We start from the raw sequence: 16,610 nt of genomic DNA, 5'->3' as shown, positions 1-16,610 counted from the left end.
GAATTAGAAATTTTAGTTAGATCTATTAAATAAGATTCCAACACTAAAAAACACACGGACTTTATTAATATCATTAACATAGGAAACGTCAAAGTTAACGGGTCCTAAAAGTGAATGATACGCAAAATTGATTCCTGTTGAAAAAATTCCACTTGGATCAGTGGATTCAGACCAATTTCCTTTTGGAGATAATGCATTATCTATATATTCATCAAAATCATTGAATCCAACGGTTGCTAAATTTACATGCGGTGTAAAGTAAAATTTAGAAAAAGGGTTGACTTGAAGCCCTAGATTTAAGCGCATCATTTGACTAAAAAAGAGTTCATCTTCATGGAATCCAGGGAAAGTGTAAGAACTTTTTCTTGGGCTTACTACTGTTCCTCCTATTGAATATGCGCCAGAATAGCCATAAACGGAAAATTCTAAATCATCTTGCTTTAACTCGTCTTGAATAATAAATGCTGCATTGGCTCCAATAATACCTGTGGCCTTTTCAGAAATAAATAGTCGTTTCTCGAAATCAAAATTTATTTTAGTAAAATCGTTTGTAGAGCCTTTAACAATCAAGTCGTCTCCTGGAAAAGGTTCGTCAATATCTACAAATTCCGCATCCACTTCATTAATAACGGAACGATGCAGACCTGCTTTAAAATATGAGCCCGAAGTTGGAAAGAACACAGTATTCATTTTATTGAAGACATAATTAAATCCAAATTCAAAATTATTGAAATTATAATGTCTTAAATTTAAAGTGTTATTATTTATATCTGGATTAATTTTAGGGTCTAAATGACTACTTTCAAAACTTAACTCTAATCCAATATAACTATGATGAGAATTTAAGTTCTTATTTATTTGATTGTTATATTGAAAAAATCTCGAATTCATATCATCCGCAAATTCGCCTTCCAAATAGAATTTTTGATCTAAAAATTCGCCTAAAAATTCAGACCTCCACCACCAGGACTTCTTTTTGCCAAATTGTTTCTGATATTGTAATCTAAATCTGGGTTGTTCGGCAATGTCTACAGTTGCCAATATGCGAGAAGATTTTCCAATTATATTTCTTCCAGTGTAATTGACTAAAAGACCGACCCCTCTATACGTGTCATAATGCAAAGAGCCTTTTATTATATTTTGTGAACGTTCATCACCCGTAAGTTTTAATTCTTTTTTACCGTTATTATTCCCTCCGTCAAAAGTAATTTGGTTAAAGAGGTTTGTTCCCATCCCTTTGTCTATTCCATTTATGATATCTTGTGTAGTATATTTTTCTCCTTCTTTAAGGTCGGTTCTTGCTTTTACAAGATCAAGATTTGCGTCACTTATATTTTGGTAAATAATACTGTCCAAGATTATTTCTTTTTCCGTTTCTGGAAGTTTATGTTTTCTTTGGGGATATGTTTTAAGAGTATTTGCTAATGCCGTTAGTTTATCTAATTGAAGGTTTGTTCCAATTTTTCCTTGAATAAAAATTTCAGGAGCATTCACAAAGTCTCCAGTAGAATAAGTTAGATTGGGCATATGATCGATCAGAATATCACAGTTCGCTCGGTTGTCGTCATTTTTTAAATTACTAGTTAGCATCGCAGCTTGAAATAATTGTGCGGAAATACTTTGAAGTTTTTCTTTTGATTGAAGGCCGCCACCAACATCACTTCCAATAATAAAGTCATATCCCATTTGTTTTGCTACATCCACCGGAAAATTATTCATAACACCTCCATCTACTAATAAGGTGTTTTCGTATGGTACAGGTTGAAATACTGCAGGTATAGACATTGTCGCTCTAATCGCTAAACTAAGAGAGCCTTTGTCTAAAAGAATTTCTTTACCGTTTACAATATCTGTTGTCATTGCTCTATATGGAATCGGGAAATTGTCAAAATCTCTAATGTTATAAACAGGGAATGTATGTAATGAAATAAATTCTCTTAATTTTTGATCTTTTAATAATCCTGAATTCAATTTTGGTTTACCCTTTACTATGTCGAAGTCAATTAAGTGTCTCTTAAATTCACTTTTTTCTTCCATACTAACATCGTTAAGAGAAATGTCTCCACCTAGCAATTCTGTCCAATTTGCATTTTGAGCAATATTAGCTATGCTGTCACCGGAATAACCAGCAGCATAAAAACCTCCAACAACACCTCCCATGCTTGTTCCGATTATAATATCTGGTACTATTCCAAGAGAATCTAATGTTTGTAATAATGGAATGTGTGCAACACCCTTGGCACCACCACCACTTAATACAAGGGCTACTTTTGGTTTTTCATCTTGAGCATGTAGTTGAATGATTGAAAGACAGAAGAGAATAGAAGGAATAAGTAGTAAATATTTTTTCATAATGAACGGGGTTCAATGGGTAGTTTACGAATTGAAATTAAATTTAAATGCTTCTTTACAACAGGCCATTCACTTTTCAAAATAGAAAAGACTACGGTGTCTCTTAATGCTCCGTCTTTGTCCATTCTGTGATTTCGAAGAATTCCATCTTGCTTAGCGCCCAAACGCGCAATAGCATTTCTAGAGTTAGTGTTAAAATAATGAGTTCTAAATTCCACAGCATTGCAATTTAAAACTTCAAAGGCGTGGGTAAGCAACAGGAGTTTGCATTCAGTGTTAACTCCCGTACGCTGGGTAGATTTAGCATACCAAGTGTGTCCTATTTCTAGTCGTAAATGATTTGGTTCTGAATTGCAGAAGCGCGTACTACCAATAATTTTACCATTCGCATCTTTAACAGTAAAAGGAAGCATATGACCGTTGTTTAGGGCAGTTTCTAAATAACTGTCAATATTTTTTTCAGAAGGAACTGAAGTAAACCAAAGATTCCATAGTTCGCCATCTGACGCTGCATTTAGCAACCCGGCTCTATGTGAGAGAGTTAAAGGAACTAATGAAACATTACTTCCTTTTAATGTTATTTGCTCTAGCCAGGAATGCTGCATCTTGCTAATCGTTTTTATGTACATGCACATCCATTTGAGGAAATGGGATGTTTAAGCCTTCATTTTCAAATGTTTTATATACGTTTTCATTCAAAGCAAAGAATACGCCCCAATAATCTTCGGATTTAACCCAGGCTCTTACTGCAAAATTCACAGAACTATCTGCTAAGGCAGATACGCCCACAAAAACCTCGGGATCTTTAAGAACTCGTTTATCATCGTTGCACATTTTAATAAGCACGCTTCTAGCTTTATCCGCATCGTCTCCATATCCAATTCCAACTGTCCAATCAACTCTTCGTAATGCTTCGGTAGAATAATTAACCATAGCTCCAGTAGATAATCCACCGTTAGGAATTATAATTGTTTTGTTATCAGGCGTTTTTAAAATGGTATTGAATATCTGAATTTCGCTAACGGTTCCTTGGTAGCCTTGTGCGTCTATATAATCGCCTGCTTTAAAAGGTTTGAATATTAAAATCATAACACCTCCAGCAAAGTTTTGAAGTGTTCCGGAAAGTGCCATACCTACCGCTAAACCAGCAGCCCCCAAAATTGCAATGAATGAAGTCATTTCGATTCCTAACATTGTAAGTACACTGATAACTAGCATCACCTTTAAAAGCATGCCTATAATGCCTTTTAGAAAAGGAATTAATGAGTTGTCAGTTTTTCCTTTTTCAAGGATTTTTACAAACCTGGAAACTAATTTTTTTATAATCCAACTACCAATAATCCATATGGCAATTGCTCCAATAAGTTTAGGTGTATAAGTTAATACAAGTTCGGTTCCGGCGTCAATTAGTTTATTTAAATCTATCATAGTTGATTTTTTTTTAATTTATACAAAATTATTTATAAAGTTTTGAAAAACATATAATTTAAAAGTGAAATATTATAAAGATGCCTTTATCATTCTATCATTTCCATTAAGGTCTTTTCTAAGTTCAATATTTGTGTATCCTTTTTCTTTTAATAATTGAATTGTTTCTTGCCCCAAGTATTGATTGATTTCGAAAAATAACCCCCCGTTTTCTGAAAGCGAATCTTTCGCTAATTCGGCAATTTTATTATAAAATAATAAAGGGTTTTCGTTATCGACAAATAAGGCTAAATGGGGTTCGTTTTTTAAAACGTTATCTTTTATTTCTTTTTTTTCCAATTCTCTTACATACGGAGGATTGGAGATAATTATATCGAATTTTTGATGAAACGTTTTCGAGGCTAAAATATCTTGTTCAATAAAATTTACATTTGTCTTATTTATTCTCGCGTTTTCCTTGGCTACTGCAAGCGCTTCTGAAGATACATCAATGGCTGTAACATTTGAATTTAATATATTTTTTGCTAATGTTATGGGTATACAGCCAGTTCCAGTGCCGATATCTAATATATTTGCGTTGGAAATTTCAGAATGCGAAATTGATTTAATAATCCAGTCTACCAACTCTTCCGTTTCTGGTCTTGGAATTAAGACATGTTTATTTACGTAAAAAGTCAATCCAAAAAACTCGGTACTACCTAATATGTATTGAATTGGAATTTCAAGTTTAAGTTTTTTTACGATTTTGTGCAATTTTATTGTCTGATCATCGCCAATAGTTGTTGTTGGATTTAAAGCAAAATCAATTCGTTTAAGATTTAAAACATTTTCAATAACTAAAAAGAAAAAACTGTTTATTTCTTCTGGCGGATAAAGACTATTTAATACATTATGGAATTGTTGTTTGAGTTGTTGTAATGTCATTATAAATCTTTTAACATCCACATATTACAGCTAAAATGTCCAGTATTACCCATGGGTTTATCTAAAGATTTAAATCCTGTTTTTTTATAGAGTTTACGAGCGCCAACCATATAGGGTAATGTTTCCAGATAACACTGTTTAAAGCCATATGCTTTGGCTTTTTCTAAACAGGTTTCCATCATAAGACTTCCAATTCCTTTTTCTCTTGCATCCGAATGAAAGTACATTTTCTGAAGTTCGCAAATTGGTTCATCGCTTTCTTGTAATTGCATAACGCCAGCACCTCCGTATAATTTGCCGTTTTTTTCTACAACAAAATAAGTAGCATTTGGAACGTTGTAGGTTTCAAACATATAGTCTAATGCTGTGTCTTCATAAGCAGTGCCAACTTTAGGAACACCGAATTCAATTAATATATCACGAATAACTAAAGCGATTTCTTGATTATCTGAAGGTTTTATTTCTCTGATTTTGAAGTTGTGATTCATCAATTTAAAAGGCTATTTTTGTGAGGTGAAGATACACGAAAAATATATAAAAAGATGTTTGCAACTAGCAAAAAATGGATTGGGTACAACTAGTCCAAATCCAATGGTAGGAGCTGTGATAGTTTATGATGGTAAAATTATAGGTGAAGGCTATACAAGTCCTTATGGCGGCAATCATGCAGAAGTAAACGCTATAAAATCGGTAACAGACAAAAGTCTTTTAAATCGTTCTACTATATATGTAAGTCTAGAACCTTGTGCTCATTATGGAAAAACTCCTCCATGTGCAGATTTAATTGTTGAACACAAAATTCCAGAGGTGGTTGTTGGAGTAGTAGATGACAATAGTTTGGTAAGTGGAGAAGGGGTGAAAAGATTAAGAAATGCAGGGTGTGATGTTTTAGTTGGTATATTGGAAAAAGAGTGTAGAGAGCTTAATAAGCGATTTTTTACATTCCATAATAAAAAGCGTCCTTATATAATTTTAAAATGGGCAGAAACAAAAGATGGATTTATTGATGTGAAGCGAAGTGAAGGTGCAGAAAAACAACCAACTTGGATTTCCAATAAATATGCTCAACAATTAGTGCATAAATGGCGTAGCGAGGAACAAGGGATTATGGTTGGAACTAATACTGTAATTAAGGATAATCCTAGATTAAATGTTAGGTCTTGGGTCGGAAAAAATCCGGTAAGAATAATTTTGGATAATTCTTTAAGAATTCCAAAAGAAGCATACGTTTTTGATGGTATGGTAAAAACGATTTTGTTTACCAGTTCAAGGACTGCTTTTTCAAAAAAAAGAAATAATGTTCAAGTAGCCTTAATAGACTATTCTGAAAATGTGCCACAACAGGTATGTAATGTGTTGTTTAAAAATGAGATTCAATCAATAATTATTGAAGGAGGTGCTTATACATTGCAAAGTTTTATCAATGCGAATCTATGGGATGAAACCCGGATTTTTGTAGGTAATACTATTTTTAAAGAAGGTGTAAAAGCGCCCCAGGTAAATGGAACGGCATTATTTGAAAAGAATGTTGCTGATGATAGTTTCAAAACAATTATTCCTTAATTTTATATGAAGGATACGTACAAAACAATAACACATAATTTTGAAGGCGAAATTTTTAAAGACAGGGGGAGTAAATTTATAGGGCATGTTTTCCCTGTAATTGATGAAGATGAGGTGAAGCTGCATATCCAAGAATTAAAAGTAAAACATCATAAAGCGAGGCATTGGTGTTATGCTTGGCGAATAGGGAAAGAGCAAATAAGATTCAGGGCAAATGATGATGGCGAACCTAGTAATAGTGGTGGTCAACCTATTTTAGGTCAATTAGTTTCTTTTGATGTTACTAATGTTTTGGTGGTTGTTGTTCGTTATTTTGGAGGCACAAAACTAGGTGTTGGAGGCTTGATTAATGCGTATAGAGAAGGAGCCAAATTAGCGTTGGAAGTATCTGATATTGTAAAGCGAACAATTGATATTCATTTCAAATTAACTTTTGAATATGAACATTTAGATAAAGTGATGCGAATAATTAAGGAAAGGCAGTTGGTAATTATTTCACGGAAAATGGAAATGAATTGTGAATATGTGATTTCTGTTCGTAAAAAAGAGGCTGAAGAAATTAAACTAGTTTTTGAAAATTTACGTTGTTTAGAAATTAAAACATTGGATTAATTTTATCTAGTAAAAATTGAGGGCAACGTGTAGGTTTATTTTTTTTCATATCTATAAAAACCAATTTTGTGTATCCTTGGGTTAAAAGTTCATTTTCTTCATTGTAAATTTCAAAATCGAATTCAATTTTTACAGAAGGAATTTTTTTAAGCGTTGTTTTTAAGGTGAGTAAATCATCGTATTTTGCTGGCTTCAAATATTTTATGTTTAAATCTAAAACTGGAAGCATAATTCCACCGTCTTCCATGCTTTTATAAGACACTCCTAAATTACGTAGCCATTCTACGCGACCCATTTCAAAATATTGAGCATAATTACCATAATAAACATAGCTCATTTGATCGGTTTCGCCATATCTGACGCGGATTTGGAGGTTTTGGGTAAGCATAAGGGAGAAATATTTTGGTTGCTTATAATACGCATAAAAAAGTTATGAAACAATAGTAATTTTATTTTTTTATACTAATAATTATTCACACTTTTGTAAGGCTTAAAACTTAGTGGATAAGTCTCTAAATTTTCAGTTACCCAACAACCAAAAAATTCTTAGAATACCAATGACTAAAACTGCCATTTCAGTTTGGAACGAATGTCTGTCTTTTATAAAAGACAATATAAAACCCCAAGCATATAAAACATGGTTTGAACCGATCAAACCGATTAAAATTTCTGGAGATTCTTTAACGATTCAAGTTCCTAGTAAATTTTTTTATGAATGGTTAGAAGAACATTATATTAAGTTATTAAGAGTTGCCTTGGTTAGAGAATTGGGTGCCGATGCCAAATTGATTTATGATGTGCGTATGGAAAATACGTATAGCAGTACAAAGCCGCATACGGTTAAGATTCCAAGTTCTAATAGAAAGCCTTTAAATCCGCAGGGAGTTACGGTTCCATTAGATATTAATAAAAGAGAGTTAAAAAATCCTTTTGTTATTCCTGGGATTCAGAAGGTTAAAATTGAGTCGCAATTAAATCCAAATTATAACTTCAACAGTTTTGTAGAGGGAGATTCTAATAGGTTGGCACGATCGGCAAGTATGGCAGTGGCAAATAAACCTGGAGGAACATCTTTTAATCCTTTACTCATATATGGCGGAGTTGGATTAGGTAAAACACATCTATCTCATGCTATTGGTGTTGAAATAAAAGATAAATACCCAGATAAGACAGTATTGTATATTTCTTCAGAAAGATTTACACAGCAGTTTATTGATTCTGTAAAATCAAATACAAGAAATGATTTTATTCATTTCTATCAGATGATTGATGTATTAATTATTGATGATGTGCAATTCTTGTCAGGTAAAACTGGAACTCAAGATGTATTCTTTCATATATTTAATCATTTACATCAAAACGGTAAACAGGTTATTTTGACTTCCGATAAAGCGCCTGTAGATATGCAGGATATTGAACAGCGCTTGTTGTCTCGATTTAAATGGGGATTGTCTGCTGAGTTGCAAGCTCCTGATTATGAAACACGTGTTTCAATCTTACAAAATAAATTGTTTAGAGATGGTGTAGAGATGCCGGATGAAATAGTGGAGTACATTGCTAAAAACATCAAATCTAATGTGAGAGAATTAGAAGGCGTTTTGGTATCAATGATTGCACAAGCATCATTTAATAGAAAAGAGTTCACGCTTTCTTTAACGAAGCAAATTGTAGATAAATTTGTTAAAAATACAAAGAGAGAAGTATCTATTGATCAAATTCAAAAAGTAGTCTCGAGTTATTTCGATTTGGATGTTGCAACACTTCAGTCCAAAACCAGAAAGAGACATATTGTTCAAGCACGCCAATTGGCGATGTTTTTTGCCAAGCGAATGACCAAGGCTTCTTTAGCAAGTATTGGTTCTCAAATTGGTAAACGAGATCATGCCACTGTATTGCATGCATGTAAGACAGTTGATAATCTTACAGAAACGGACAAACAATTCCGAAAATACGTAGAGGATCTTACTAAGAAATTGACTTACTAAATTCAAGTTCATGACAAAAGTATTAATGGTTTGCTTAGGAAATATCTGCCGCTCTCCATTGGCTGAGGGTATTTTAAAATCAAAAACGTTTTTAAAAGGAATTACCGTCGATTCAGCTGGTACAGGAGATTACCATGTTGGCGGCTTACCAGATAAGCGATCTATTGCTATCGCAAAAAAGAATAATTTAGATATTACAGATCAAAGGGCTAGACAATTTCAGGTTTCTGATTTTGATGAATTTGATATTATCTATGCTATGGATAGTTCTAATTTTAGAAGAATTAATAGACAAGCTAGAACGGATGCGGATAAAGCAAAAGTTAAAATGATATTGAATGAAATTTATCCTGGTGAAAACTTAGACGTTCCAGATCCATACAACGGAGGAGAACATGGTTTTAGGATGGTGTATAAGATGTTAGATGAGGTTTGTGAGCTTGTTGCTGAAAAATTAACGAAAGGATGACAAAAGGAAAGTTGTATTTGATACCAACAACGCTCGGAGATAACGAACCTTTAGAAGTGTTGCCTTATTCGGTTCGATTGGCCATTGAAGAATTAGATCATTTTATTGTTGAAAATCAAAAAACAGCGAGACGCTTTATCAAGCGAATTGTGCCTAAGAAGTCACAACCTTCTTTAGTGTTAAAATCTATCGATAAATATGCCAATATTCTTGAAATTAATACCTACTTAGATGTTTGTGAGCAAGGGATTTCAATTGGCTTATTATCTGAAGCAGGCGTTCCTGCCATTGCAGATCCTGGTGCTGAGGTAGTAAAGTTAGCACATGAAAAAGGAATTCAGGTTGTTCCACTGGTTGGGCCGTCTTCCATTGTTCTTGCAATGATGGCTTCCGGAATGAATGGTCAAAGTTTTACATTTAATGGTTATTTACCAATAGAAGCCGGCGAGCGTAAACGAACTATTAAGCAATTAGAAAAATTATCTTTTGAGAAAGATCAATCTCAAATATTTATTGAAACACCTTATAGAAATGGTAAAATGCTAGATGATTTAAAGTCGGCATTGGGACCTCAGACCAGATTATGTATTGCAGCTGACCTAACATTACCTTCAGAATATATAAGAACACTTCCTATTGTGAAATGGAAAAAAGAAAACCCGGATTTACATAAACGACCGGCAATATTTATTATTCATAAATCATAAAAAAAGCTCAAAACATTATTTTGAGCTTTTTTACTATCCAAAAAAATTAACCAAATTATACGACTGGATTTTTGTCGGCATCTATCCAAGATACATCAAATCCAGAAAATTTTGTCATATAATATTCTATACTAGAACCAAAGGCATCACTTAAATTGTTTCCACCATTACTTCTTAAATATTTTTTCACGTTTCCTGCACCACTCAAATGCGCAGCAGCTAAGATACCAGATTCCGTAATTTCAATACCATTTATTGTTTTACCAACACTTCTCTTAATATCTTTTCTTAAAATATGTTTGTTTAAAGAACAAAGCGCTTTAAATGCCTTTTCTTGAGTTTCAGGATTTTTTAAGAAATTTTCAACATTGTATATTTTTAGCCGCTTTAATGTGCTCTTACCAAATTGATATTTCCCTAAATATCCAAATTTATTTACGATATGATATCTGTTTCTAGATTCTTTAAATCCTACAGCTTCTCTAAATCCTATAAATGAATTCCCAATAAAAGGAACTTCACTAAATTTAATTGATTCTTCTAATGTAAGTACAGTGGAGAACTCATTAGTTCTGTAACAGTTTTCTTTGTTTGCAGGTGCTTTAGTTGCATCACTTCGAAATGCTGATACCAAAACAGTTAAACTAACTAAACCAAATATTAATATTGCCTTTTTCATGATTAATGGTTTTTATATTATTTATATATTGAACCGTTTAATATTTCGGGGCGCAAAATTAACTATAATTATTTAATCTGCATTGAGTAAGTCGTTTATTTTAATTTTGATGAATAAAATTGAATGATCTTCTTTATTCATTGAATTAAATTTAATCAACCCCTTAATTAAATATGGTTCAAAATGTCAATAGATAAAATTGTCCACAACTGCATTAGTTGATTAAATCGATATTGAAATAGCGTCAAAAAAAAATAATAATGTTGTTTCGACTATTTTGTATTCTTGTTGTGGGAACAATTTTACAGGTCAAATATATAGGGTATATTCATGCCAAAAGTTATAAATGAACAAATGAGTCATTATAATTTGTAAATGGTTCATTTTTCATGATAAACCGTATTTTTAGCAGGTGAAAAACTTTAAGTAATTGAAAAACAGCAAAATGAGTTATCTTCGAACTCCTTGTTTATTAAGCCATTGCTGGTATTTAGCCGCATTTATGTTATGCTGTGCCAAGGTTTTAGCAAATTGATGCCGTCCAAAATTGTCAGGATCTGCACACATGTAATAATAGTCATGATTGGCAGGTTTTAATACCGCATCAATGGCTGAAATATCTGGCATCGAAATTGGGCCTGGAGGAAGGCCACGATACTTATACGTGTTATATTTAGAATTGATTTCTAAATCTTTTAATAATACTCTTTTTATTTCGAAATCTTGACCTTTTAATTTTTTTACGGCAAATATAATCGTTGGATCTGCTTGTAAAGGCCATTTGTTATTTAATCTGTTTAAATAGAGTTTGGCAACATCTGGTCTTTCAAATTTTGTTTGTGTCTCTTTTTGAACAATAGAAGCCAGTGTAGTAACTTCTTTAATGCTTAATTTTTGTTTTTTTGCAAGAATTTTACGTTCAGAATTCCAAAATCTATCATATTCTTTAAGCATTTTATCTCTGAATTTATCAGATGAGATGTTCCAATAGACTTCGTAACTATTCGGAATGTACATTCCTAAGGCAGTACTAGCGGTAAAATTATTTACCGAAAGAAATTCTTTATTTAGGAATGAATTTAAAAGTGTTAATGAGTCAGGTTCGATTTGTTCAGCAATTCTTCCTGCTAATTTCTCTAAAGAGTCTTGATTGTTAAAAGAGATTTTTATAGGACTTTGGTTTCCGCTTCTTAAAAGATTAACAAGATCATTATTAGACAAGCCCTTCTTTATTTCGTAACGACCCGCCTTAATAACATTTGGGTAGTTCTTTTTTATGGCAACCCATTTAAATGAATTTTCATTTCTAATAATTGGCGAAAGATCTTTTAGTACAGATTCAAAACTGGCATTCGTTTCAATGTAAACCACCCCATCAATTTTGGTGTTGCCGCCGTATATTTTACTGTAAAAATTATAAATAATGCCCCCGCCTATTAAAAGGAGACCACTTAAAACAATTAGGATAAGTTTTTTCTTATTCATTGATTAGTTGATAAAGTAATTCGTTTTCGAATTTCCCGTTTGTGAAATTCCAATCTTTTTTTGTTCCAGATTTAATGAATCCATTCTTTTCAAATAATTTAATACTGGAAACATTAGAGTCTCCAATATTAGCATATATTTGATGTACATCTAAATTTTGAAATACAAATTTAGAAATTAGAGCGATGGCTTCAGATGCAAACCCTTTATTCCAATATTTTGGGTCTATTAATATACCAGTGCCAACTCTTCTATGTTTTGGTTCAAAATTGAATAAATCAATCATCCCAACCGAATTATCAGTCAGTTTTTCGCAAACCATCAATCTTAACTGCTTGGCTTCGTAGATATCTTGTTGGGCATTGTCGAGATATTGTTGTAATAAGAATTTAGAAAATGGTTTTTGAGTATTACTAACAGCCCAAAAGCGTTCATCATTTTCTAACTGATATAAAAAGGCTAAATCAGAGGGCTCAATAGCTCTTAAATAAATATGTTCACCATGTAACGTTATCATAATTCAAATACCCCTTTAAAGACAAAATTCGCAGCACCTGTTAAGATAACATTTGAATATTGATCATCTGAATTTCTATCGAAGCTGATTGTTAAATCCCCACCTAAGGCTTTAATATTTACACTATTTGAATTAATCTTTCCTTCATAATTGGCTGCTATCGCGGCAGCAGTAACTCCGGTACCACAACTCAATGTTTCGTCTTCTACACCGCGTTCATAGGTCCGAACCTTTAACGTATGTTTATCAATAACCTCTGAAAAATTCACATTCGTTCCTTCAGTAAAATACGGCGCACCATTTCTAATACTTCTACCTTTAGTTTGTACATCAATTGCATCTACATTTTCAACAAATTCTATATGATGCGGAGAGCCTGTATCCAAAAAAACGTGAGATTCGAAATTGTTCACCTTCTCTACATCAATCATTTGTAAACTAACAATTTCATTATTTACAGTTGCATGGTGTAGTCCATCAATTGCGTCAAAAGCCGTTGATTCATCAATAACACCTAATTTGTTTGCAAAGGCCACTAAGCATCTTCCGCCGTTTCCACACATACTACTTTCGTTTCCGTCTGCATTAAAATAGACCATTCTAAAGTCGGTAGAATCTGAATTTTCTAAGAGTATTAGACCATCAGCACCAATACCAAATCTTCTGTCGCAAAGTTGGTTAATAAGTGAGGTGTTTTCTTTAGGAAAATCATTCGTTCGATTGTCAATCATCACAAAATCATTTCCGGTTCCTTGGTATTTGTAAAAATCAATTTTCATCCATACAAAGGTACATTTTTAAAGTGAATGTTCGGTTGTTAAAATTCCGTTAATCTGTTTCTCTATGCACAATAAATTTATAAATTTGAGTGTTATTTTTTGTAAATTAATCTTAGTTATCCATGAAGAAAATTTTAAGTTTAGTCGTAGTGTCGGCTTTAGGAGGTGCACTAACGTTAGGTGCATACAAATTGTTTGAAGAGGAGCCATTGGCTATGAATGAAGTAGCATCAATTCAGAAATTTCAAACAGTCCCCACAAATTTTAATGCAAATTTGAACCCAATAAACACTGTTGACTTTACAATGGCGGCGGAACAAACGTTGACATCTGTAGTGCATGTTAAAAACAAGTCGATTCATAAAACAACGAACCCCATTGAAGAACTATTTTATGGAAGAAGTTCAGGAAGAGAAAGGGTGCAAGTTGGTATTGGTAGCGGAGTAATTGTGTCTTCTGATGGCTATATAATTACGAACAATCATGTTATAGACGGTGCCTCGGAAATAGAAATTACTTTAAACGATAAAAAGACGTACAAGGCAGAATTGATTGGAACAGATGCGACTAATGATATTGCACTTGTAAAAGTAGATGCTCAGAATTTGCCTTATGTAACTTTTGGAGATTCCGATGCAGTTAAAGTAGGTGAATGGGTATTAGCCGTCGGAAATCCTTATAACTTAACAGCAACTGTGACTGCAGGAATAGTAAGTGCAAAAGGAAGAGATTTGCTCGGAAGTGGAAAAACAGATTCTTACTTGCAAACTGATGCGGTTGTGAATTCTGGTAATAGCGGAGGGGCTTTGGTAAATACAAGAGGTGAACTAATTGGTATAAATACTATGATTACTTCAACAACAGGTTCTTATATAGGTTATTCATTTGCAGTTCCTTCTAATATTGCTAAAAAGGTAATCGAAGATATTATGGAGTTTGGGAATGTTCAGAAAGCATTTATTGGTATTAACTATATGGAGTTAAACGGTGAGAACCATAATGAATATGATGTAGATAATACAGAAGGTGTTATAATTACAAATGTGCTACCGGATGGAGGTGCAGCGGCTGCAGGTATATTAGAAGACGATATCATTGTAAAAGCAAATAACGTAAAAGTGGCAACCTTTGCAGATTTGAGTGGCTTTTTAAAAACAAAGAGACCAGATGATGTAGTTGAATTTACGATTATTAGAGATGGGTCTGAAAAGGTTATTCCAGTAAAACTGTATAAGAATATCAGGACCGCTTTTGGTCAATTAGGACTGAGTTTAGAGGAATTAAGTAAATCCGAAGCGAGAGATTTTGATTTAAGTAGCGGTGTAAAAATTAATCAAATTGCAAATAAAGAATTGGTGCGATTAGGATTGAAAGAGGGGCAAGTAATTAAAAGTATAAACGGTTCAAAAATTTTAGATGTAGATGATGCTGAAACGGCCATGAGAAATGCCGCAAGAGAGCAACGAATTGTATTGGAAGTGTTAGATGAAAATGGAGTGACAGAACGGTATATTTTTAATTGATATGACTAGAAGTTTAAAGCTTGAAATCAGTTAAAAACCCAGTAAATTTTACTGGGTTTTTATTTTTCTAAAAATAAACTCGAAAACGTTTTCGGTTTTATATATTTGCAAAAAATTTTTAAACCTTAATTCTTAAAAAATGACAGTAGCAACTTATGAACAAGAGCTTACTTTTCAAACAGATAGAAGGCGTGCTTCTATTGAATTTATTAAGCTTGTAAGTGATTTATGGTATGATGAGACTATTGAGTTAGTCTTATTTAGAAATCAACTTATAGACCGTAATGTTAGTGAAATTTTAAACTTGTTAGAATACGCGTCGGAATTTGTGCAAAAACCAATCTCAATTTTTGATGCTGTAGAACTCGTTAAATCATTGAAACAACTGAATTTGCCGCCATCTAAATTAGATATTGGTAAGCTGGTGTACGAGTATCAAATCGATGCAAATGATTACAATATGTATAAGTTCCTAAGTGTTCAGTTAAAGGATGCTAAAAACACAAATACGATTCAACCTAAAGATGTTGTTTTGTATGGATTCGGAAGAATTGGTCGTTTGGTTGCTAGAGAGTTGATGAGTAAAACTGGAAACGGACAACAATTAAGACTTAGGGCAATTGTTACAAGAGGTCAGATCACAAAATCTGTTTTGGAAAAAAGAGCGTCGCTTTTAAAACATGATTCTATTCATGGCGATTTTTCTGGTATTGTTGGTATTGATGTGAAGAATGACGCATTAATAATTAATGGTACCACTGTTAAAGTTATTTCAGCAAATGCTCCGGAAGATATTGACTATACAAACTATGGTATTAGTGAGGTTTTGGTTATAGATAACACGGGTGTATATAGAGATAATGAGGCTTTAAATAGACATTTGGTCTCTAAAGGTGTTTCAAAAGTATTATTAACTGCTCCAGGAAAGGGAATTGAGAATATCGTTTATGGTGTAAATCATTTAAATGTAAATCCAGATACTACAGATATCGTATCTGCAGCATCTTGTACTACAAATGCAATTTCACCTGTACTAAAAGTAGTAGAAGACAATCTCGGAATTATCTGTGGGCATTTAGAAACAATTCATGCGTATACCAATGACCAGAATTTGGTGGATAATATGCATAGTAAATATAGAAGAGGTAGAGCAGCAGCCTTGAATATGGTAATAACAGAAACAGGTGCTGGTAAGGCAGTTTCCAAGGCTTTGCCATCTTTAGAAGGGAAGTTGACTTCAAATGCTATTCGAGTTCCTGTCCCAAATGGGTCTTTAGTTATTTTAAATCTTCAGTTAGATAAGAAAACAACTGTAAAGAAATTGAATAACTTAATGAAAAAGTATGCTTTAGAAGGTAGCCTTGTAGAGCAATTGAAATACTCTTTGAACAATGAATTAGTATCTTCTGATATTGTTGGTTCATCAGCGCCTGCAATTTTTGATAGCAATGCGACTATTGTAGATGATTCAGGAAAAAATGCAATTTTATATGTTTGGTATGATAATGAATATGGGTATAGTCATCAAGTAATTAGATTGGCAAAGCACATTTCAAAAGTGAAGCGTTTTACTTATTACTAGAGTAA

17 protein-coding genes are annotated in these 16,610 nt (G+C 32.9%); 7 read left to right on the top strand and 10 right to left on the bottom strand.

Annotated elements, in window-relative coordinates; all coding sequences use genetic code 11:
* Positions 1–12: 12 nt before the first annotated feature.
* The 5 genes from RM519_RS13635 to RM519_RS13615 all read right to left on the bottom strand — a co-directional run bounded on the left by RM519_RS13635 (position 13) and on the right by RM519_RS13615 (position 5,192).
* Entirely contained in the window at positions 13–2,352 is a 2,340-nt protein-coding gene (locus tag RM519_RS13635) for a patatin-like phospholipase family protein (RefSeq protein WP_311594385.1), read from the bottom strand.
* A complete protein-coding gene (locus tag RM519_RS13630) occupies positions 2,349–2,957 on the bottom strand; it encodes a GNAT family N-acetyltransferase (RefSeq protein ID WP_311594384.1) in 609 nt (202 codons plus the stop codon). The genes RM519_RS13635 and RM519_RS13630 overlap by 4 nt, the downstream gene beginning before the upstream one ends.
* Positions 2,958–2,961: 4 nt before the next feature.
* Entirely contained in the window at positions 2,962–3,780 is an 819-nt protein-coding gene (locus RM519_RS13625) for a mechanosensitive ion channel family protein (RefSeq protein WP_311594383.1), read from the bottom strand.
* A 72-nt stretch (positions 3,781–3,852) separates the two neighbouring features.
* Entirely contained in the window at positions 3,853–4,704 is an 852-nt protein-coding gene (gene prmC, locus RM519_RS13620; RefSeq protein WP_311594382.1) for a peptide chain release factor N(5)-glutamine methyltransferase, read from the bottom strand.
* A complete protein-coding gene (locus tag RM519_RS13615; RefSeq protein ID WP_311594381.1) occupies positions 4,704–5,192 on the bottom strand; it encodes a GNAT family N-acetyltransferase in 489 nt (162 codons plus the stop codon). The genes prmC and RM519_RS13615 overlap by 1 nt, the downstream gene beginning before the upstream one ends.
* 25 nt (positions 5,193–5,217) lie before the next feature.
* Here RM519_RS13615 and ribD point away from each other — a divergent pair, with 25 nt between their 5' ends.
* Positions 5,218–6,267, top strand: a complete 1,050-nt coding sequence (gene ribD / locus RM519_RS13610) for a bifunctional diaminohydroxyphosphoribosylaminopyrimidine deaminase/5-amino-6-(5-phosphoribosylamino)uracil reductase RibD (protein WP_311594380.1) — start codon at positions 5,218–5,220, stop codon at positions 6,265–6,267.
* 6 nt (positions 6,268–6,273) lie between these two features.
* Positions 6,274–6,879 carry an IMPACT family protein gene (locus tag RM519_RS13605; protein WP_311594379.1) on the top strand — a complete coding sequence of 202 codons (606 nt, stop codon included), beginning with the start codon at positions 6,274–6,276 and terminating at the stop codon, positions 6,877–6,879.
* Here RM519_RS13605 and RM519_RS13600 read toward each other — a convergent pair.
* Positions 6,863–7,267 (bottom strand): acyl-CoA thioesterase, encoded by a 405-nt coding sequence (locus tag RM519_RS13600; RefSeq protein ID WP_311594378.1) that lies wholly within the window; start codon positions 7,265–7,267, stop codon positions 6,863–6,865. The genes RM519_RS13605 and RM519_RS13600 overlap by 17 nt on opposite strands.
* A 169-nt stretch (positions 7,268–7,436) precedes the next feature.
* On the opposite strand from RM519_RS13600, the gene dnaA reads away from it, so the two are divergent.
* Genes dnaA through RM519_RS13585 form a run of 3 tightly spaced genes read left to right on the top strand, consistent with a single transcriptional unit; the run spans position 7,437 to position 10,040 of the window.
* Positions 7,437–8,864: a chromosomal replication initiator protein DnaA gene (gene dnaA / locus RM519_RS13595; RefSeq protein ID WP_311594377.1), complete on the top strand. Its 1,428-nt coding sequence runs from the start codon at positions 7,437–7,439 to the stop codon at positions 8,862–8,864.
* Positions 8,865–8,874: 10 nt separating this feature from the next.
* A complete protein-coding gene (locus RM519_RS13590) occupies positions 8,875–9,333 on the top strand; it encodes a low molecular weight protein-tyrosine-phosphatase (protein WP_311594376.1) in 459 nt (152 codons plus the stop codon).
* Positions 9,330–10,040 carry an SAM-dependent methyltransferase gene (locus RM519_RS13585; RefSeq protein WP_311594375.1) on the top strand — a complete coding sequence of 237 codons (711 nt, stop codon included), beginning with the start codon at positions 9,330–9,332 and terminating at the stop codon, positions 10,038–10,040. The genes RM519_RS13590 and RM519_RS13585 overlap by 4 nt, the downstream gene beginning before the upstream one ends.
* Positions 10,041–10,095: 55 nt before the next feature.
* Here the strand turns inward: RM519_RS13585 and RM519_RS13580 are convergent, their stop codons facing one another.
* The 4 genes from RM519_RS13580 to dapF form a co-directional block, all read right to left on the bottom strand.
* Complete coding sequence (locus tag RM519_RS13580; protein WP_311594374.1) at positions 10,096–10,719, bottom strand: peptidoglycan-binding protein LysM; 624 nt, start codon at positions 10,717–10,719, stop codon at positions 10,096–10,098.
* A 450-nt stretch (positions 10,720–11,169) separates the two neighbouring features.
* Positions 11,170–12,204: an endolytic transglycosylase MltG gene (mltG, locus tag RM519_RS13575; protein ID WP_311594373.1), complete on the bottom strand. Its 1,035-nt coding sequence runs from the start codon at positions 12,202–12,204 to the stop codon at positions 11,170–11,172.
* Positions 12,197–12,721, bottom strand: coding sequence for a GNAT family N-acetyltransferase (locus tag RM519_RS13570; RefSeq protein WP_311594372.1), 525 nt, complete (start codon positions 12,719–12,721; stop codon positions 12,197–12,199). Before RM519_RS13570 ends, mltG begins: the two co-directional genes overlap by 8 nt.
* Complete coding sequence (gene dapF / locus RM519_RS13565; RefSeq protein ID WP_311594371.1) at positions 12,718–13,500, bottom strand: diaminopimelate epimerase; 783 nt, start codon at positions 13,498–13,500, stop codon at positions 12,718–12,720. Before dapF ends, RM519_RS13570 begins: the two co-directional genes overlap by 4 nt.
* Positions 13,501–13,622: 122 nt before the next feature.
* On the opposite strand from dapF, the gene RM519_RS13560 reads away from it, so the two are divergent.
* Together RM519_RS13560 and RM519_RS13555 are read left to right on the top strand one after the other, a co-directional pair.
* Positions 13,623–15,023 carry a trypsin-like peptidase domain-containing protein gene (locus tag RM519_RS13560; protein ID WP_311594370.1) on the top strand — a complete coding sequence of 467 codons (1,401 nt, stop codon included), beginning with the start codon at positions 13,623–13,625 and terminating at the stop codon, positions 15,021–15,023.
* A gap of 139 nt (positions 15,024–15,162) precedes the next feature.
* A complete protein-coding gene (locus RM519_RS13555; protein ID WP_311594369.1) occupies positions 15,163–16,605 on the top strand; it encodes a glyceraldehyde-3-phosphate dehydrogenase in 1,443 nt (480 codons plus the stop codon).
* The last annotated feature ends 5 nt before the right edge of the window (positions 16,606–16,610 follow it).

Source organism: Urechidicola vernalis, from assembly GCF_031846385.1.
Classification (GTDB): Bacteria; Bacteroidota; Bacteroidia; order Flavobacteriales; family Flavobacteriaceae; genus Urechidicola; species Urechidicola vernalis.
The sequence above is the reverse complement of the archived record's forward strand: the minus strand, read 5'-3'. Positions and strand labels throughout refer to the sequence as shown.